The 19,548-nt window shown below is 69.5% G+C and carries 16 protein-coding genes; 9 read left to right on the top strand and 7 right to left on the bottom strand.

What is annotated here, in order from left to right:
• The 3 genes from ccoG (DXK32_RS29010) to DXK32_RS29000 all read left to right on the top strand — a co-directional run.
• The coding region (gene ccoG / locus DXK32_RS29010) for a cytochrome c oxidase accessory protein CcoG (protein ID WP_432612370.1) at positions 1–1,555 on the top strand (1,555 nt) is incomplete at its 5' end.
• A 283-nt stretch (positions 1,556–1,838) separates the two neighbouring features.
• The gene (locus tag DXK32_RS29005) at positions 1,839–2,693 is read left to right on the top strand and encodes a glycosyltransferase (protein WP_114861671.1); all 855 of its coding nucleotides are present in this window, start codon (positions 1,839–1,841) and stop codon (positions 2,691–2,693) included.
• A 68-nt stretch (positions 2,694–2,761) separates the two neighbouring features.
• The gene (locus tag DXK32_RS29000; RefSeq protein ID WP_114861670.1) at positions 2,762–3,604 is read left to right on the top strand and encodes a GH12 family glycosyl hydrolase domain-containing protein; all 843 of its coding nucleotides are present in this window, start codon (positions 2,762–2,764) and stop codon (positions 3,602–3,604) included.
• Between the two features lie 44 nt (positions 3,605–3,648).
• On the opposite strand, the gene fbaA is transcribed toward DXK32_RS29000, so the two are convergent.
• A complete protein-coding gene (gene fbaA / locus DXK32_RS28995) occupies positions 3,649–4,728 on the bottom strand; it encodes a class II fructose-bisphosphate aldolase (protein ID WP_040138070.1) in 1,080 nt (359 codons plus the stop codon).
• Between the two features lie 240 nt (positions 4,729–4,968).
• On the opposite strand from fbaA, the gene DXK32_RS28990 reads away from it, so the two are divergent.
• The 4 genes from DXK32_RS28990 (at position 4,969) to ccoG (DXK32_RS28975) (ending at position 12,553) form a co-directional block, all read left to right on the top strand.
• Complete coding sequence (locus DXK32_RS28990) at positions 4,969–5,871, top strand: SMP-30/gluconolactonase/LRE family protein (protein ID WP_114861669.1); 903 nt, start codon at positions 4,969–4,971, stop codon at positions 5,869–5,871.
• 296 nt (positions 5,872–6,167) lie between these two features.
• Complete coding sequence (ppc, locus tag DXK32_RS28985) at positions 6,168–8,975, top strand: phosphoenolpyruvate carboxylase (protein ID WP_114861668.1); 2,808 nt, start codon at positions 6,168–6,170, stop codon at positions 8,973–8,975.
• Between the two features lie 425 nt (positions 8,976–9,400).
• Positions 9,401–10,849, top strand: coding sequence for a PLP-dependent aminotransferase family protein (locus DXK32_RS28980; protein WP_114861667.1), 1,449 nt, complete (start codon positions 9,401–9,403; stop codon positions 10,847–10,849).
• A 189-nt stretch (positions 10,850–11,038) separates the two neighbouring features.
• On the top strand, positions 11,039–12,553 hold the full coding sequence (gene ccoG, locus DXK32_RS28975; RefSeq protein WP_114861666.1) for a cytochrome c oxidase accessory protein CcoG: 1,515 nt from the start codon (positions 11,039–11,041) through the stop codon (positions 12,551–12,553).
• Positions 12,554–12,559: 6 nt separating this feature from the next.
• Here the strand turns inward: ccoG (DXK32_RS28975) and DXK32_RS28970 are convergent, their stop codons facing one another.
• From DXK32_RS28970 to DXK32_RS28960, 3 genes are all read right to left on the bottom strand, one after another.
• Complete coding sequence (locus tag DXK32_RS28970; protein WP_114861665.1) at positions 12,560–13,552, bottom strand: potassium channel family protein; 993 nt, start codon at positions 13,550–13,552, stop codon at positions 12,560–12,562.
• Positions 13,553–13,651: 99 nt separating this feature from the next.
• Entirely contained in the window at positions 13,652–14,254 is a 603-nt protein-coding gene (locus DXK32_RS28965) for a 2-hydroxychromene-2-carboxylate isomerase (protein ID WP_014199879.1), read from the bottom strand.
• Between the two features lie 84 nt (positions 14,255–14,338).
• Positions 14,339–15,052: a response regulator gene (locus tag DXK32_RS28960; RefSeq protein WP_109072303.1), complete on the bottom strand. Its 714-nt coding sequence runs from the start codon at positions 15,050–15,052 to the stop codon at positions 14,339–14,341.
• Positions 15,053–15,276: 224 nt separating this feature from the next.
• Here DXK32_RS28960 and DXK32_RS28955 point away from each other — a divergent pair, with 224 nt between their 5' ends.
• Positions 15,277–15,468, top strand: a complete 192-nt coding sequence (locus tag DXK32_RS28955; protein WP_247877398.1) for a hypothetical protein — start codon at positions 15,277–15,279, stop codon at positions 15,466–15,468.
• A gap of 18 nt (positions 15,469–15,486) precedes the next feature.
• Here DXK32_RS28955 and DXK32_RS28950 read toward each other — a convergent pair whose 3' ends face one another.
• A complete protein-coding gene (locus DXK32_RS28950) occupies positions 15,487–15,888 on the bottom strand; it encodes a Rid family hydrolase (RefSeq protein WP_114861664.1) in 402 nt (133 codons plus the stop codon).
• A gap of 253 nt (positions 15,889–16,141) precedes the next feature.
• Here DXK32_RS28950 and DXK32_RS28945 point away from each other — a divergent pair, with 253 nt between their 5' ends.
• Complete coding sequence (locus tag DXK32_RS28945) at positions 16,142–18,253, top strand: hypothetical protein (RefSeq protein ID WP_114861663.1); 2,112 nt, start codon at positions 16,142–16,144, stop codon at positions 18,251–18,253.
• 16 nt (positions 18,254–18,269) lie between these two features.
• Here DXK32_RS28945 and DXK32_RS28940 read toward each other — a convergent pair whose 3' ends face one another.
• Together DXK32_RS28940 and DXK32_RS28935 are read right to left on the bottom strand one after the other, a co-directional pair.
• Complete coding sequence (locus DXK32_RS28940) at positions 18,270–18,968, bottom strand: NnrU family protein (protein WP_114861662.1); 699 nt, start codon at positions 18,966–18,968, stop codon at positions 18,270–18,272.
• 46 nt (positions 18,969–19,014) lie between these two features.
• Positions 19,015–19,548, bottom strand: a 534-nt coding sequence (locus DXK32_RS28935; protein ID WP_348981608.1) for a hypothetical protein, incomplete at its 5' end; no start/stop codon positions are given.

Genomic DNA, 19,548 nt, shown 5'->3' with positions numbered 1-19,548 from the left:
CCCTTTTCCGCCCCCTGCCCCGCCCCTGCCCATTTGTCCGCGGGCCGAACCACGGACGAGCATGATGAGCGTTTCCACCACCGAACCGCAAACCGCCTCCCACACCGCCTCCCAAACCGCGGATTCCGCGCGTAAGAGCAGCCTCTACGCCAAGCACAACAAGATCTACCCGAAGTCGGTTGCCGGCACCTTCCGCCGGCTGAAATGGCTGACGCTGGTCCTTCTGCTCGGCCTCTACTACGTCACCCCCTGGATTCGCTGGGACCGCGGCCCCAACGCGCCGGATCAGGCGGTGCTGGTGGATATGCCGGGCCGACGCCTGTATTTCTTCTTCATCGAGCTGTGGCCGCAGCAGATCTACTACCTGACCGGCGCGCTGATCCTGGGGGCCATCGGCCTGTTCCTGGCGACCGCGCTCGCCGGCCGCGTCTGGTGCGGCTACGCCTGCCCGCAGACGGTGTGGAGCGACCTGTTCCTGTGGGTGGAGCGCCGGATCGAGGGCGACCGCGGCGACCGCATCCGCCTCGATAACGCCCCCTGGTCGCCGGTCAAGCTAGGCAAGAAGACGGCCAAGCACGCCGCGTGGCTGCTGATCGCTCTGCTGACCGGCGGGGCCTGGGTCTTCTACTTCAACGACGCCCCGACCCTGGCGCTGGAGATGCTGCGGTTCGAGGCCTCCTCGTCCGTGCTGCTGTTCATCGGGCTGTTCACCGCGACCACCTATCTGCTGGCCGGTCACGCGCGTGAGCAGGTGTGCGTCTACATGTGCCCCTGGCCGCGCTTCCAGGCGGCGATGCAGGACGAGGAGAGCCTGACCGTCACCTATGAGGACTGGCGCGGCGAGGGCCGCGGCCATCTGAAGCGCTCGCAAAGCTGGGAGGAGCGCAAGGCGAAGGGGTTGGGCGACTGCATCGATTGCGGGGCCTGCGTCCATGTCTGCCCGACCGGGGTGGACATCCGCAACGGCCCGCAGCTCGCCTGCATCGGCTGCGGCCTGTGCGTGGACGCCTGCAACGGCGTGATGGCGAGGATCGGGCGGCCTGGAGATCTGATCCGCTTCGATTCCCTGAACGCCCAGATCGCGCGGGCCAACGGTGCCAAGCCATCGTTCAAGCCGATCCGCCCACGGACGATCATCTACACGCTGCTGCTGACGGTCGTCGGCGGGATGATGGCCGCCGGGCTGGTGCTGAAGCCCAAGGTCGACGTGAACATCCTGCGCGACCGCGCGCCGCTGTTCGTTACCCTGTCCAACGGCGACATCCAGAACGCCTACACGGTCAAGGTCCTGAACATGACGCGGGAGGCCCAGAGCTACCGCCTGTCCGTCACCGGGCTTTCCGGCGCCGCCCTGTCGGTGGCCGGCGGCGAGGGCGAGGCGGCGGACGGCTCCGTCCCGGTCCAGGCCGATCCCGACAGCGTGGCGACCCACCGCGTGCTGGTCCGCGTGCCGAGGGAGGCGCTGCGCCAGCCGTCGACTCCCATGGCCTTCGTCGTCGCCCGCCAGCCGGACGGGCTGACCGTCCAGCACGAGAGCGTCTTCCTCGCCCCTTGATCCCGCCTGTCTCTTCAACCGATGGAGGTTTCGCCATGAACTTCGACACCACTACCTACATCGCCCTGGTCGGCGCCGTCAGCGTGTTCGTCGTGACCATCGGCGTCTTCGCCTTCCTGCTGACCCGCAAGGGCAAGTGACCGCTTCGGCGGCGAGGCGGGCGTCCGGTCCCCCGGGCGCCCGCCTTCCATGGGGGGGTAAGGTTGCCTGGAGCCCCGGACCTGTTGCATAACGGCGTTCCACGGGAGAATTCCCCGAGAACAGTGTCGTGAGAGGTCCATCCATGGAAGTGCTGCGCTTCGCGCCGGAGGATTTTTCCGACGAACTCCTCTCGCTCGAAGTCGCCAAACTCATCAAGGACGAGACGCCGCCGCCCGAGCCGCTCACCTTCCACGCTTATTGGGACGGGGCGCTGAACGAGAAGCACCTCATCTCGGTAAAGAGCTGCTTTCTGTTCAACGTCCGTGGCCGCGCGAACAAAATCATCCTGTGGACGCAAAACAGCGTCGAGAACGAGTACCAGAGCGAAATCAGAAAATACGCCGAGATCCGCGCCTTTTCCGAACGCGACGAATGCCGCGGCACCTTTCTTGAGGGAAACGATTTCGGGCGGTCGCTCGACGCCTCCTTCTATTCCGACATCGTCCGCTACATCCTGCTCTACAAACACGGCGGCGTGTGGTTCGACCTCGATTGCCTGTTCCTGAGAAGCGTCACGCCGCTTCTGAACCAGTTTCCCGGCAAGATCCTGGCCTACCGGTGGGAGCGGCAGAGCTATCCCAACGGCGCGCTCTACATCTCCCCGACGCCGCGGTCGGAGGCGATGAGAGGCAACATTGCGTTCATCCGGGACCGGGGCCGCGGCTGGGGCTTTCAGCAGGCCGGGCTGGTCTACGACACGCCGCTGGACATCCTCGTCCTGCCCTGCCCCTGGTTCGACGCCGGATGGATCGACAATCCAGTTCTGCACTTCAGGGATTTCATGACGGCGTCGCCGGTCGCGTTCGATCTCGACAGCTTCTTCCCCGGCGCCTTCTGTTTCCACTGGCACAACAAATGGTTCGACGCCATCGAGCCGGGGAGTCCGCTGGATCGGCTCGCCCGCGACATCGACCGCCGGCTGTCCGTGGCGGGCTGAGCGCCGCCGCGATCTTCGTTGCCCCACTCTGTTGAAGCCCCCGACGCAGGACGGAGCGGGGACCATCCATGACCACGACGCTGACGGGAAGCGCCGACCGCCTGGAGGCGGGCGGCTGGGCGGCCAGCAGCAACGTCTGGAATCCGGGCGGCTACCGCAACGGCAAGGACTTCACCCAGTCCATCGCCCTCGATGAGGCGACCTTTCCGAACGGCACGGTGATCAGCTGGAACTGGCCCTACGACAGCCGGCGCGCCCTGACCTACGAGACTTATCCCGTGCGCGCCTATCCGGAGCTGACCCACGGCGTCAATCCGTGGAATAGCGCACCGTCCACCAGCGCGGTCCTGCCGGCGCGGATCGCCGACCTGCCGAATTTCGACGTGACCTACAAGGTCGGCCTGACCGGCGCCCCGAACCTCTACAACGTCGCCGTCAGCCTGTGGATCGGCGACGATCCGGCCAAGGGGATCGAGGGCGTGACCGACGAGGTGATGGTGTGGCTGCACAGTGGCTACTTCACCCCCGCCGGGGAGCCGGCCGCGACGCTGACCGACGCGCAGGGGGACGCCACGCTGTGGAACAAGCCGGTGTTCAGCGGCGGGGTGGACGGCAACCCGATCGACTGGGAATACACGGTCCTGCAATACGGCGACGACCGGCTCGCCGGGACGCTGGACCTGGACGGATTGCTGGACGAGCTTCAGACCCGTGGGATCGTCAACGAGACCGACTGGATTCTGGGCTTCCAGTTCGGCGCCGAGGTGACGGCGGGTGCCGGGTCGATGACGGTGGAGCAGCTGTCCGTGGATTTCACGGCGCCCGCGGCGCCGGTCCCGACTCCAACCCCGGCTCCGGCGGCAGTCGCGACGCCGCCGGAGCCGGTGATCGGGGTGGTGCAATCGGCGTAAGGGGGAACGGCCATGCCGGCCCCCCACCCCCACATCCCGACGAATCAGCCGGCCAGCGACTTGCCGGCGGCGCCCAGATCGGCGAAGGCCTCGTCCAGGCGGCGGACCATGCCCTGCTCGCCCAGGCGCAGCCACTTGCGCGGGTCGTATAGCTTCTTCAGCGGCTTGCCCGACTGCGGGTCGATCTGATGGCGGAAGGCCGCCTCGTTCTCCAGCACGAAGCCGCCGATGGACTCGGCGAAGGCGAACTGGGTGTCGGTGTCGATGTTCATCTTGAACACGCCGAAGCCGACCGCCTGGGCGATCTTCTCCTTCTCCGACCCCGAACCGCCGTGGAACACCAGGGCCAGCGGCTTGGCGCCGCCGCCGTGACGCTCCGCCACCAGCGCCTGCGAGGCGCCGAGGATCTCCGGGCGCAGCTTCACGTTGCCCGGGGCGTAGACGCCGTGGACGTTGCCGAAGGAGGCCGCGACCGAGAAGTGGCCGATGGGCGACAGCTCCTCATAGGCGCGCAGCACGTCTTCCGGCTGGGTGTAGAGGTGGGCGTTGTTGGCGGCGTCCAGATCCTCCGACCCGATGCCGTCCTCCTCGCCGCCGGTCACGCCCAGCTCGATCTCCAGGCTCATGCCCAGCGGGGCGAGGCGCTTGAGGACGCGGGCGCATTCCGACAGGTTGAAGTCCAGCGACTCCTCCGACAGGTCGAGCATGTGCGAGCTGAACAGCGGACGGCCGGTGCGGCGGAAATGCTCCTCGCCGTGGCCGATCATGCCCTCGACCCAGGGAATCAGGCCCTTGTTCGCGTGGTCGGTGTGCAGGACGACGCAGACGCCGTACTGCTCGGCCAGCAGATGGACGTGCTGGGCCGCCGACACGGCGCCGAGGATGCGCGCCTGGAGGGCGTCCTTCATGCCCTCGCCGGCGTAGAAGCGGGCGCCGCCGTTGGAGAGCTGCACGATCACGTCGGAGCGGTTCTTCGCCGCCGCCTCGAGGACGGCGTTGATGCCGTTGGTGCCGACCACGTTGACCGCCGGCAGAGCGTAACCGCCGTCCTGGCAGGCGGCGATCAGCGCGCGGTAGTCCTCTCCGGTCACGACGCCGGGCTTCAGTCGGGTCGGGGCAGACATGGGTGAATTCCTCCCTCGGGAAAATACTGCCTTGAAACGTTGGTGCGAACGTCGGTTCAAACGTCGGTTCGATCGTTCGGTCAAGCCCCATATGGGCATGGGACCGGCGAACGCCACGCGCTCTTTTTGCCACTTCCGGCGCCGAAACGCTGCAAAAGACTTGCCGCGAACGCCACCCTCGACCTGTGACGAAAAGACCCGCGGCATGGCGCGGAGCCACCAGAGAAGGAGACCGGGACCATGGACGCTCACTGTGTCTGGGAGGCGCGCGCACAGCTTGGCGAGGGGCCGGTCTGGTCGCCGTCGCACGCCGCCCTGTTCGCCGTGGACATCCGCGGGTCGCGCCTGCTGCGCTACACACCCGCCGACGGCCGGGGCTGCTCCTGGCCGCTGGAGGAGGCCGCCTGCTGGCTGGTCGAGCGGGCGGACGGCGCCGGCTTCGTCGCCGGGCTGCGCTCGCGCCGGCTGGTCGGCCTGACGCTGGACGGCCTGACGCTGGATGGCGACCGGCTCTCGGTGGGACCCGAACTGATGCGGCTGGAGGAGGACGCGCCCGGCAACCGGCTGAACGACGCCATGGCCGACGCGGCGGGCCGGCTGTGGGTGGGCAGCATGAACGACGCGGAGCAGGAGGCCTCCGGCGCGCTGTACCGCATCGGGCCGGACGGTTCCGTGGAGCGGGCGGACGAAGGCTACACGGTCAGCAACGGCCCGGCCCTCTCCCCGGACGGGCGGACGCTCTACCACACCGACAGCCCGTCCCGGACCATCTTCGCCTTCGCCCTGGGTGCGGACGGTGCCTTGTCCGGCAAGCGCGTCCACCTCCGCTTCGGCGAGGAGGACGGCTATCCCGACGGCATGACCTGCGACGCCGAGGGGCATCTCTGGGTGGCCCATTGGAGCGGCGGGCGGGTCAGCCGCTTCCGGCCGGACGGGACGCTGGACCGGGTGGTGCGGCTGCCGGTGTCCAACGTCACCTCCTGCGCCTTCGGCGGGCCGGGTCTGGACCGGCTGTTCATCACCACCGCCGCTCAGGATGCGCCGACCCAAGGCACACCAGCCGGGGAGCCGCTGGCCGGCGGGCTGTTCGCCTGCACGCCCGGAGTCGTCGGGCTGCCGGCGGGACGGTTCGGCGCGCCCTGACACGGTGCGAGTCTTGCCAGCGGATTTGATATACTAGTATAACTCTGGCGCTGAACAGCAGCCGTCACCGCATGGCGGAAGGATCGCGCGCCGCCGTGGCGGGTCCCTCCGCCAGGTGGTACATCTGTGCGTACGCCGCAGCGCAACCGGCGCCCCCGGGCGGCGGCGTCCGCAACCCTGCCGAAGCCGTTCTCCCACAAGGGAAAAAGGGCTTTAGCGGGTGCAGCAAACTGCTTTACAGTTGCACGCATATCCTTTTCGACGGATCCACCTTCGCACAGCCGGAGCGACCCACGATGACCACCGACGCCGCCCTCCGCCCCACCGCTCCGGTCACCGACGCCGAAACCGGCACCGACGACAAGGATTTCCCGCTGCGCGAGGACATCCGCCTGCTCGGCCGCCTGCTCGGCGACACCGTGCGCGAGCAGGAGGGCGACGGCGTCTACGGCGTCATCGAGAGCGTGCGCCAGGCCTCGGTCCGCTTCAACCGCGACGACGACGACTCCGCCCGCCGCGAGATGGCCGAGATCCTGAACGGCCTGCCGCGCGACACGATGATGTCGGTGGTGCGCGCCTTCTCCTACTTCCTGCACCTCGCCAACATCGCCGAGGACCAGCACCACATCCGGCGCACCCGCGACCACGCCATCGCCGGCTCGCCGGCGCGCGAGGGCACCCTGCCCTACGCGCTGGAGCGGTTGGAGGCCGCCGGCGTCGCGCCCGACCGGCTGGCCGGCGTGCTGGACATCGCCCAGGTCAGCCCGGTGCTGACCGCCCACCCGACCGAGGTCCAGCGCAAGAGCATCCTGGCGCTGGAGCACAAGGTGGCCTCCCTGCTCGACACCCGCGACCGTTCCCGCCTGACGCCGGAGGAGGCGGAGGCCAACATGGACGCGCTCCAGGAGGCCATCCTGACCCTGTGGCGCACCCGCATGCTGCGCCCGCAGCGCCTGGCCGTGATCGACGAGGTGAAGAACGGCATCTCCTACTACACCGACACCTTCTTCTCCGAGCTGCCGAAGCTGTTCTGCCGCTTCGAGGATCTTCTGGCCAAGCGCTTCCCCGAGCGGGACTGGTCGCTGCCGCCCTATTTCCGCATCGGTTCCTGGATCGGCGGCGACCGCGACGGCAACCCCTTCGTCACGGCGCCGATCCTGCGCGAGGCGATGCGCCTGCAGTCGACCGCCGCGCTCGACCACTACCTGACCGAGATCCACGAGCTGGGCGGTGAGCTGCCGCTGTCCGAGCTGCTGCTCGGCACCTCGCCGGAGCTGGAGGAGCTGGCCAAGCGCTCGCCCGACCATTCGCCGCACCGCGCCGACGAGCCGTTCCGCCGCGCCCTGACCGGCATCTACGCCCGTCTGGCGGCGACCTCGCGCACGCTCGACCAGCATGAGGCGCTGCGCAACGCGGTCGGCAAGGGCGATCCCTACGCCACCAGCGCCGAGCTGCTGGCCGATCTGGAGATTCTGGCCGCCTCGCTGAAGGCCCATGGGGCGGGCCGTCTGGCCGCCGGGCGGCTGCGCCGCCTGATCATCGCGGTGAAGACCTTCGGCTTCCATCTGGCGCCCATCGACCTGCGCCAGAACTCCGACGTCCACCAGCGCACGGTGGCGGAGCTGCTGGCCGTCGCCGGGCGCTGCGCCGACTACGCCGCCCTGTCGGAGGACGAGCGCATCGCCCTGCTGGCCGAGGAAATCCAGAGCCCGCGCCCGCTGCACTCGCCCTACCACGCCTATTCGGAGGAGACGGCGGGCGAACTGGCGATCTTCTTCGCCGCCCGCCAGCTGCGCGAGACCTACGGACCCGCCGCCCTGCCGAACAGCATCATCTCCAAGACGGACGGCGCGTCCGACCTGCTGGAGGTGGCGCTGCTGCTCAAGGAATCCGGCCTGCTGCGCCCGGGGGCGGGCGGCGAGCCGGCGCTCGGCCTCAACATCGTCCCGCTGTTCGAGACCATCGAGGACTTGCGGCAGGCCCCGGCGACGATGGAGCGGCTGTTCACCCTGCCCGCCTACCGCGCCCTGGTCACCTCGCGCGGGGACGAGCAGGAGGTGATGCTGGGCTATTCGGACAGCAACAAGGACGGCGGTTTCCTGACCTCCGGCTGGGAGCTGTACAAGGCGGAGATCGAGCTGGCGAAGCTGTTCGACCGGCACGGCGTGCGCATGCGGCTGTTCCACGGCCGCGGCGGCTCGGTCGGCCGCGGCGGCGGCCCCAGCTATCAGGCCATCCTGGCCCAGCCGACCGGCGCGGTGTCCGGCCAGATCCGCATCACCGAGCAGGGCGAGGTCATCGCCTCGAAGTACGGGCGCCCCGAGGTCGGGCAGCGCAACCTGGAGGTCCTGACCGCGGCGACGCTGGAGGCCACCCTGCTCGACTTGGAGAACCGCGTCGAGCCGGCGGAATCCTTCTACGCGGCGATGGAGCGGCTGTCGGAACTGGCGTTCGGCGCCTACCGCGGACTGGTCTACGAGACGCCGGGCTTCACCCAGTATTTCCGAACGGCCACGCCGATCTCGGAAATCGCCACGCTGAACATCGGCAGCCGCCCGGCCTCGCGCACCAAGTCGGACCGCATCGAGGACCTGCGCGCCATCCCCTGGGTCTTCTCCTGGGCGCAGTGCCGCCTGATGCTGCCGGGCTGGTACGGCTTCGGCAGCGCCGTGGAGGCCTGGCTGGAGGAGGAGCCGGACGGGCTCGCCCTGCTCCAGCGCATGAACCGCGCCTGGCCGTTCTTCAAGTCGCTGCTGTCCAACATGGACATGGTGCTGGCCAAGAGCGACCTCGCCATCGCCTCGCGCTACGCCGAGCTGGTGGAGGACGTCGAACTGCGCGAGCGCATCTTCGGGCGCATCCGCGAGGAGTGGCAGCGCACCCGCCGCCATCTGCTGGCCATCGCCGGCCATGACGACCTGCTGGGCGAGAACCCGCTGCTGGCGCGGTCGATCCGCAACCGCTTCCCCTACATGGACCCGCTGAACCACGTCCAGGTCGAGCTTCTGCGGCGCCACCGCGCCGGCAGCAGCGACGAGCGGGTGCGGCGCGGCATCCTGATGTCGATCAACGGCGTCGCCGCCGGCCTGCGCAACAGCGGCTGATCCCGCAAACGCCACGCCGTCCCGTCGCTCCGGCGGGATGGCGTGGTGCGGCGGAATCGCCGGGCAGAAGCGAAAGACAGAATCGCGGAGCGGCATCGGAAATGGATTGCCTCCCCCGATTTCCCCCTTGCTTTCATATTAATATATTAGTATGCTTCTTCTCATGTTCACGCGTTGCGGGCCGCCGTTGCGGCGGCTGGTGCGACGTCCTGGACGTTTCCTCCCTAGACTCGAAGGCCATCGGGGACCATTCCGATGGCCTTTTTTCTGCGCACGCTTCGCTGTGGAGCCTGTTGTCCCGGTGGGAGGAAAGGAGGCTCCCCGTCCATCCGATGCCGCGCTGCCCTGACGCGCGCATTGACAATCCATACAATCAAGGGTCTTATGCCTGGACGGGAGCGCCCCGCCTCCCTACAAGGATCGCCATGCCTCCGCCCTCCGACCTCCAAACCGCTTCCCAACCCATCGACTGGGCGCCGTCCCTGGAGGACCGCAGCCGGCCCGTTTACATCGCCATCGCCGACGCCATCGCGGCGGACATCGGGGCGGGACGGTTGAGGCCCGGCGACCGGCTGCCGCCGCAGCGGATCCTGGCCGACCGGCTGGGCATCGACTTCACCACCGTCAGCCGCGCCTATGGGGAGGCGCGCCATCGCGGGCTTGTCGACGCGCGGGTCGGACAGGGCACCTTCGTGCGCAAGGCGGGCCATGTCCCGCCGCCCTTCGCCGCGGAACCGCACACCACCGTCGGCACGGTGCCGCTGGCCGTCAGCATGGCGATGAACCAGCCGCCGCAGCCCCGGGATTCCGCCGCCCTGAGCGCCCGCATGACCCGCGGAGTCGCCGCGGCCACCGCCGCGCTGGGACTGCCGGACCTGCTGCGCTACCCGGACGGGGCCGACAGCCCGGACGACCGCGAGGCGGCGGTCCATTGGCTGCGCCACCGCCTGCCCGGCCTGACGGCGGAGCGGGTGCTGGTGGCGCCCGGCACGCAGGCCGCCCTGCTCGCCCTGCTGTCCGCCCTGGCCCGCCCCGGCGACACGGTCTGCGCGGAAGCGCTGACCTACCCCGGCTTCCGCGCCGCCGCGGCCCAGCTCGGCCTGCGGGTGGTCGGCGTTCCGATGGACGCGGACGGCATCGACCCCGACGCCCTGCGCGCCGCGCTGGCCGAGCATCGGCCCAAGGCGCTCTACTGCATCCCGACCTTCCACAACCCCACCACCGCGACCATGCCGGAGGAGCGGCGGCGGGCGGTCGCGGCGGCGCTGCGCGAGCACGGCGTTCCGGTGATCGAGGACGACATCTACGGCCCGCTGCCCGAAACGGCGCCGCCGCCGCTGGCCGCCTTCGCGCCGGAACTGACCTACCACGTCGCCGGGCTTGCCAAATGCGTGTCCCCGGCGCTGCGCATCGCCTATGTGGCCGCACCCGACGCCCGGCAGGCCCGCCGGGTGGCGGTGGCTCAACGGGCGACCACGCTGATCGCCGCCCCGCTGTCCGCCGCGATCGCCCGGCTGTGGATCGCCGACGGCACCGCCGAGGCCGTGCGCGACGCCATCCGGGCGGAGGCCATGGCCCGCCGGGCGCTCGCCGAATCGCTGCTGCCGGCGGAGCGGATCGTCACCAAGCGCGAGGCCTTTCACCTTTGGCTCACCCTGCCGGACGGCTGGACCGGCGGGGAGTTCACCGCCCACCTGCGCAGCCGGGGCATCTCGGCGGTGGCCGCGGAGGCCTTCGCCACCACCCCGGACGTGCCGGCGGCCCTGCGCTTCTGCCTGGGCGCCCCGCTCGACCGCGACGAGACCCGCCGCGCGCTGGAGATTCTGGCCGACGCCCTGGTCCTGCCCCCCGCCACCGCGGGCGTCATCATCTGAGGCCCATCAAAGCCTGCTTCAGAGTGTCGCATTGCTGGGATCAACCCCCGAAGAATCAGGATTTTCCATACACAGCCTCCATTGAATGCATTCAATCACGCTTGCGAAGTCGGAGATTGAAGGCATACAGTCGGCGCCATGCCGCAGGCCACCGCTCGGGTGGTGCGGATGTTTGCGCAGAGGCACGCCATGCAGAATCTCGCCCGCTCGTCCAGCCTTCCCCCGCCACCCTCCGCTCCGGCCCACTCTCCTACGGCCCCGTCCAGCCCGGCGTCCTCGACCCCGGCTCCGTTCTACGCTTCGCACCAGAAGATCTACCCGAAGGCGGCGCGCGGCCGGTTCCGCCGCATCAAGTCGGCGCTGATGGTGGGCCTGCTGGCGCTGTTCATGCTGCTGCCCTGGCTGCGCTGGGACCGCGGGGCCGGCCTGCCGAACCAGGCGATCCTGTTCGACCTGGACAGCCAGCGCTTCTACCTGTTCGCCCTCGAACTCTGGCCGCAGCACATCTATTACCTGACGGGCGCGATGATCCTGGCGGCGGTCGGCCTGTTCCTGGCGACCGCGCTCGCCGGCCGCGTCTGGTGCGGCTACACCTGCCCGCAGACGGTGTGGACCGACCTCTACGTGAAGGTGGAGGAGTGGATCGAAGGCGACCGCGGCGCCCGCATCCGGCTGGACAAGGGCCCGCGCAACGCCAACTGGCTGGCCAGGAAGACGGCCAAGCACGCGGTCTGGCTGCTGATCGCCCTGGCGACCGGGGCCTCCGCCCTCTTCTATTTCGTGGACGCGCCGGGCTACGTCGCGGACCTGCTGCGCTTCCAGCCGGGGCCGGTGGCGACCGGCTGGATCCTGTTCATGACCGCCAGCACCTACGCCATGGCCGGCTTCATGCGGGAGCAGATGTGCGTCTATGTCTGCCCCTGGCCGCGCATCCAGGCCGCCCTGCTGGACGACGAAAGCCTCACCGTCACCTATCAGGATTGGCGCGGCGACGGTCGGGCGCCGCTGCGCAAGGAGCAGAGCTGGGCGGAGCGCTCCGCCGAGGGGCTGGGCGACTGCATTGACTGCAAGGCCTGCGTCCAGGTCTGCCCGACCGGCATCGACATCCGCGACGGCCTGCAGATGGACTGCATCAGCTGTGGTCTGTGCATCGACGCCTGCGACGACGTGATGGGCCGCATCGGACGCCCCGGCGGGTTGATCCGCTACGACACCCAGTCCGCCCAGGAGGCCAAGGCGGTGGCCCGCAAGCCGGAGCCCTACCGGCTGGTCCGCCCGCGCACCATCATCTACTCGCTGGTAATGCTGGTGGTCGGCGGGATGATGACCATCGGCGTGCTGCTGGAGCCGACGGTGGACGTCTCCGTCCTGCGCGACCGGGCGCCGCTCTACGTCACCCTGTCCGACGGCGCGATCCAGAACAGCTACACGGTCAAGATCTCCAACATGACCCGCGCCCCGCAGGGCTACCGCCTGACCGTCTCTGGCCCCCGTGGCGCCACCGTGACGGCGGCCGGTGGTGCGGGTGCCGACGGCGCGGCGCCGGTGCTGGGCGCCGAACCCGACACGGTGCAGACCCACCGCGTCCATGTCCGCGCCCCGTCGGGGGCCGCGGTGGCCGGCTCCATGCCGCTCACCCTCACCCTGACCCGCCTGTCGGACGGCACGGTCCATCACGCCGAGACGGTGTTCCTGGCTCCGTGATGCGGTTCAGAGGGGACCGTCGCGATCGCGGTCGCGGCGGTCCCGGGGCGGCGCGTGGCCGATGATGGCGCTGAAGCCGAACAGCAGAAGCAGGACGCCCATCACGATCTCGATCCCACAGATCAGCCGTACCGCCCCCGTCACCGGGTGGATGTCGCCGTAGCCGACCGTGGCGAAGGTGACCAGCGAGAAGTACAGCCCCTCTGGAAAGGTCAGGTCGCGGCGCACGCCGTCGATGATGAAGTTCGGCTCCACCATGAAGCGGTCCAGGATGGTGTAGAAGGCGCCGAACATGATGATGCACAGCGAATAGAAGGTCAGGAAGGCGAAAGCCGGCAGCACCAGCCGCGCCGCCTGCTGGAAGAAGCCCTCGAACAGCAGCCCGGCGTCGAGCAGGAAGACGGCGATGTCGCGGGCGACCAGGGCGACGACGAGTCCGATCGCCGACATCGACAGCAGGAAGATCGCCGTCAACGTCTCCGGCGCCACGTCCCGCCCCGGCAGGAGGAAGGTCAGCGCGCCGATGCCCCAGACCGGGGCCATCCACAGGAAGATGCGGTCGAAATGCCCGCCGTCGCGCAGCCGCCGCGACATCACGATGCTGCGGATCGTGCCCGCCCGCCACCACGCGCCCCCCAGGAAAGCGATCAGCGGGATGGCGAAGGCGGCGGCCTGGATGTGCGACGGGATGCTGTGGAAGTTGCTTTCCAGGAAGAAGACGAACACGCAGGCGTAGACGCCAATGAAGTTCGCCAGCGCCAAGCTGAAAAACTGGCTTCCCGGAAACAGATAATGGAAGGCCCCGACGACGAGGCCGACCGACCCCAGCAGGGCGAAGGCCAGATCGCCCGACACCGAGCGGATGGACAGGGCGATCATCCCCTGCATCAGCGCGGTCAGCACCGCGCCGGTCAGCCAGGACCGGCGGGCGCGCGGCCGGGACGTATGGGCGGCGCCGGCGGCCTTGCTGGAGCGGCGGTCGGGGAGGATCTGGTCCATGCGCGAACCGGTTGTCGGTGGTGCCCACCTTATAGCGCCATGGCCGGTCCCGATGGCAGGACTTTCAACCGCCCTCCCCGAACGGGCTCTACGGTAAGCCTACCAGCCGCCCGTGCTGAGCCAGCGCTCCACCATGTCCAGCCGGTCCCAGCCCCAGAAGGGTTCGTCGTCGACGATGACGAAGGGGGACCCGAAGACTCCGCGGTCCACCGCCGCGTCGTTCTCGGCGCGCAGGCGGTCCTTGACGGTCTGGTCCTGGAGGGCCGCGGCCACCGCCGCCCGGTCGTGGCCGAGCGTGCCGGCGATCTCCACCACCGTTTCGGCGGGGCCGATGTCGCGCCCCTCCCCCCAATGGGCGTGGTAGAGGGTGCGGGCCAGCAGCTTCGCCTGCTCGGGATGCTCGTCGGTCAGCCAGTAGAAGGCGCGCGACGCGGCGACGCTGTTGGCGGGGGCCGAGTCGGGGTAGGTGAAGGGCGCGTTGGTCAGCCGGGCGATCCGGCCCACGTCATGGACCAGATACTCGCCGCGCAATGGCTGCTGAAGGTTCGGTTTCATCCCCGTCACCTTGAAGATGGCGCCGAGCAGGATCGGGCGCCAGGTAACGGTGCGGCCATGCGCCGCAGCCAGCTCTTCGATGCGGCGGCTGGCGAAATAGCCGTAGGGCGAGGCGAAGTCGAAATAGAAATCGATGGGGTCGGCCATCCGCGGTTCCTCCCGGTTCTGCTTTTCCGGAAAGGCTAACGCGCGCCGAAGGTTCCGTCCAGCCGCCGACCGGCTGGACGGGACTCAGACCGTCTTCACCTTGGCGTCGAAGACGTAGCCGGCGCCGCGCTCGGTCTTGATGATGCGCGGTTCCTTCGGATTCGCCTCGATCTTGCGGCGCAGGCGCAGGATCAGCACGTCGATGGAGCGGTCGAACACCTCCGCCCCGTCGGCGCGGGTCAGGTCCAGAAGCTGGTCGCGGGTCAGCACGCGCTGCGGACGCTTCACGAAGGCGGCCAGCAGGCCGAACTCCGCCTTGGTCAGCTCCACCTCGCGCCCGTCCTGGCTGCGCAGGCGCTGGGCGGTCAGGTCCAGTTCCCAGTTGGCGAACTGCACGACGGCGCGCAGATCGTCGGGGCTGCGCGGCGGGCGCCCCTCGCCGGAGACGCGGCGCAGAACGGCCTTGATGCGGGCCAATAACTCGCGCGGGTTGAACGGCTTGGTCAGGTAATCGTCGGCGCCCAGCTCCAGCCCGACGATGCGGTCCACGTCCTGGTCCTTCGACGACAGGATGATGACGGGGATGTGCGATTCGGTGCGGATCTGGCGGACGAGCCCCAGCCCATCGCCGTCCGGAAGCCGCAGGTCGCAGACCACCAGATCGACGGAATCGCTCTCCAACGCCTTCTTCGCCGCGGCCGTGTCCGGTGCGGTGGTCACGCGGTAGCCTTCCGAAGCCAGATAGGACTCCAGAAGTTCGCGCACCGGCTCGTCATCATCGACCGCGAGAATGTGCATGGCCGTTACCTCCCGTCCTCTTCATAGCTCACCCCCATGGGTGCACGCAATCGGTTACAAGCCGGTAACAGGCCCTCGCCGCACGACCGATGGGTGAATCGGCTGAAACATCCTACCGCGCGATCGAAACGAAAAAGCCGGTTTCCTGAAATCACGCGGTCATCACAGGTTGGTTTATTCCTCTCAGCCGCGAGGCAAAAGGCAAAAGCCCGCACTGAAGGGGAATGACGATGTTCGTGCTCGACCAATGCCTGGAGCGGATGGCTCATCTCGACCGCGCCGACCGCCTGCTGAACGAGGTGCGCGTCTACAACAACCGCCTGCCGATCCGCGAAGCGTTGGCGCAGCACCGCGCGCTGCTCAGCGAGGCCCGCCGCCACATCGAATCGGCGCGCACGCTGATCGGCGAGGCATGAGCCTGCGGCACGAAACGCTCAGCAGCGCGCGGTGACCTCGATCTCGATCCTCACGCGCGGGTCGGCCAACGGGCAGACCATGGTTGTGCCGATGGGCGTCCGGTCGCGGAACGCTTCTGCCAGGACCGGCTGAACCCGAGGGAAATCAGCGGCATCGGCCAGATAGACGCGCATCCGCACCACATCCGACAAATCCGCATCCGATCGTCGCAGCGTCCGGCGGATGTTGCGCAAGCTCTGGCGCGCCTGCTCCTCCACGTCGCCGGCCATCACCCGGCGCTCCGCATCGAAGCCGGAGGTGCCGGACACGAACACCCAGCGCCGGTCCGGAGCGCCCGCACTCCCGGCCACAAGGGTCCGCGCACCGTTGCCCCACCAGCCGCCGGGGCCCCCTTCGGCGTTGCTCCCGCCAATATCCATGGCGCTTCCATCCCTTATCGTTGGCGTTCTTTACAGTCAGCAAAACCGCCTTGACGCCTTTATGTCACAGAGCGCCAAACCCGCACAAAGCCTGACCGGCGGCGGTTCCGCGGCATGTCGGCGCGGTTCGCGTCTTTTCGCCCGCCCAAATCTTTCCCAAATCCAAGCGTAAGCCGGGCCAGGAAGCCGGGTCCGGTCAACCGGGTCCCGTCAGGCCAAGAACGCCCAATCGTCCATAACGGGAGAAACCCGCATGTCCGGGATCACGAAAGCCGCCCTCTTCACCCTCGCCGTGCCGCTGCTGGCCGCGCCCGCCCTGGCGGCGGACCAGCCGCCGGGAGCGTTGGCGCTGAAGCGGGTGCTGCTGTCCACCGGCGGCGTCGGCTATTTCGAGCATGAGGCGCGCGTCTCCGGCGATGCCGCGCTGACCCTGGAGGTGCGCCGCGATCAAGTGGACGACGTGCTGAAGAGCATCGTGGTCTACGACGACCGCGGCGGAATCGGCACGGTGGACCTGCCGGGTCAGGAGCCGCTGGAGACCGCCTTCCGCGAACTGCCCTTCACGCCGCAGGATCTCGCCTCCCCCAGCGCGCTTCTGAACGCCATGAAGGGGGCGGAGGTCCAGACCAGCGGTTCCCGCGCGGTGTCGGGCCGGCTGCTCTCGGTGACGGAGGAATACACCCAGCTTCCCAACGGCGGCGGCACCGTCACCCGCAACCGCGTCAGCCTGATGACGGCGGAGGGGCTGCGCCAGCTCGTCCTTGAGGAAACCGACTCCCTGCGCTTCGCCGATCCGCGGGTGCAGGCGCAGCTCGACTCGGCGCTGGCCGCCGTCGCCGGAGCCGCGGGCAAGGAGCGGCGGCGCCTGACCATCCGCACCACCGCCCCGCAGACGGACGCGGGCGCAGAGCGGACCGTGCGGGTCGCCTATGTGGTCGCCGCCCCGCTGTGGAAGGCGACCTACCGCCTGACCCTGCCCGAATCGGCGCCCGGAGCGGCGAAGGGAAGCGAGGGCGGCACCGGCGATCTTCAGGGCTGGGCCGTGCTGGAGAATCTCAGCGGCGACGATTGGAAGGGGGTGGAGCTGTCGGTGGCGTCGGGCAACCCGGTCACCTTCCGGCAGGCGCTCTACTCCGCCTATTTCGTGAACCGCCCGGAGGTGCCGGTGGAGGTGCTGGGCCGCGTCCTGCCGCCCCCCGACGAGGGCGCCGTGGCCGCCGACGTGATGGCGAAGGCGCAGGATTCGGCCGTCCGCTCCCGCGCCGCCACGGAGTCCGGCGCTCCCACCGCCATGGCCGCCCCGCCCCCGCCCGCGCCTGCCATGAGCGCGCCCTTTGCCGGAGCGATGCCGCAGCGCGCGGCGGAAACCACCCCCGCCGAGAGCACGGAGGCCACGGCGCAGGTGCTGTTCCGCTACCCGCAGCCGGTGACCCTGGCCAACGGCGGCACGATGATGATGCCGATCACCGCCCGCGCCATCCCGGCGGAGCGGCTGTCGCTCTACCAGCCCAACACCCAGCCGCGCCACCCGCTGGCCGCGCTGCGCCTCAGCAACGGGGACTCGGGCGAGACCGGCCTGCCGCCGGGCGTGCTGACGCTCTATGAGCGGCTGGGTGGGGCCGCCGCCTATGTGGGCGACGCGCGGATGGCCACCCTGCCGGCGGGCGAAAGCCGGATCCTCAGCTTCGCGGTGGATCAGGCAGTGACGGTGGACCGCTCCGAGCAGCCGAGCCGCACCCTCTCCCGCGCCACCCTGGCCGACGGGGTGCTGCAACTGACCGTGACCGACCGCCAGACCACCACCTACCGGATCGCCGGCGCGGCGGGCGAGGACCGCACCGTCATCGTCGAGCACCCGCGGCGTTCCGGCTGGGAGCTGGTGCAGCCTTCGGATGGGGCCGCCCCGGACCTGACCGCCGACGCCTACCGCCTGCCGGTGGCGGTGCCCGCCGGCCAGACGGTGACCCTGGCCGTCGCTCTGGAGCGGCCGCGGATCGAGCGCTTCGGCATCTCGGAAATGTCGCCGGAGCAGGTGCGGGCCTATGCCTCCTCCACGGAGCTGCCGCCCGCGGCGCGCGAGGCCTTGGGCAAGGTCGCGACGCTGCGCGGCGCCGTCGCCGACAAGGAGCGCCGCGTCGCCGACCTGGAGCGCGAACAGGCGGAGATCGGCAAGGAGCAGGAGCGGCTGCGCCAGAACCTCGCCACGCTGCCGCGCGACAGCGACCTGTTCAAGCGGACCATCGCCAAGATGGGCGAGCAGGAAACCCGTCTGGACGGTCTGTCCCGCGAGCTGACCACCGCCCGCAAGGAGGCCGACACCGCCCGCAACACGCTGCGCGATCAGGTGCGCGGCATGACCTTCTGACGGTGAGGAGGCGCCGTCACCAGGGCAGCGGCGACACGCCGAACAGCATCCGGTGCAGGTGCAGCAGACCGCCATAGAGCAGCAGAGCCACCGCCGGGCGCCACCAGCCGATCTCCTTCCAGACGAGGCTTTGGCGCCCGGCCAGGATCGCCGCGAAGGGCAGGTTGGAGGTGCGGGCGGCGTAGCGGTCCCACGCCGCCCCCAGCCGCCGCGCCAGCTTCGCGTCGATCAGGACGCTGCCGCCCAGCGCCAGCAGGGCGAGCGTGCCGAACAGGATCAGCGAGGCGAGATCCCCGTTCGGCACCATATGGGCGACCGCCCACAGCCCGACGCCCCACAGGAACGGGTTGCGGGTCACCCGCAGGATGCCGCGGACCGGCTCCCGGCCGCCGGCCAGCAGCCTCTCCTGACCGACCGAGGTCGGATTCGGGGTGGTGAGCCCGGCGACGAGCAGGAACAGGGCGACCGGCACCAGCAGGACCGGCACCCAGGCCAGCCCGCCGACGGGCGGCCACAGCGGCACATGGGGCGCCGCGTTGTAGGCCGCCACCAGCCACCAGAAGGCCAGCGCCGAGACCAGCGAATAGAGGCCGAGATAGGGCTTCTCGCCCAGCCGTCCGACCAGTGCCGCGCGCAGCGGCGTGCTGGAAATGCCGAAATGCGTCAGCAGCAGGAACAGCCCCGCGGCGGACAGATGGGCGATGGTCCCGGTCATGAGCGGTCTCCCGGTCGCGTCCTACAACCCTCGTAAAGCGCCCTCGTCAGGCGCCCTTTTCCAGCGTCGTGCCGCTGCAATAGGCCCAATCGTCGCCGTGCAGGCCGAAGAACAGGGCCACCGGCTGCTTGCCGGAACGGTCGATGACCACGCGGAAGCGGTTGCCGGTGCAGGCGCCCGCCGCCTGCTTCTGGTAGGGCAGCTTGACGCTTTTGGATTTCAGGCAGGAATCGGCGGCCTTGGGCGGGTTGGCCGACGCGTCGATGCGCTTGCCGTTGAGCACCATGTAGTAGTTGGTGGCCTGCCCGCCCTTCACCTCGGCCTTCACCTCGATCTTGCCGAATCGGGATTTGTAGAGGCCGGCGTCGGTTTCGCCGTCCGGCGCGCCGGGGGCGATGGCGCGGAAGGACACGGCGCCGCAGGCCGGCGGCTCCTTCTTCTGGGCAAGGACCGGCTGGGCAAACACAATGGTGGCGATGCCCGCGACCAATGCGGCACCGAAAAGACGCGACAGCGGCATGCGAACCTCCTGGATCGGATGGAAGGGGATCGGATGGACGGGGTGGGGGCGGGTCAGGCG

Source organism: Azospirillum brasilense (genome assembly GCF_003349955.1).
GTDB classification, from domain to species: Bacteria; Pseudomonadota; Alphaproteobacteria; order Azospirillales; family Azospirillaceae; genus Azospirillum; species Azospirillum brasilense_B.
Note: the sequence above shows the minus strand (reverse complement) of the source record. Positions and strands in the feature narration are given on the sequence as shown.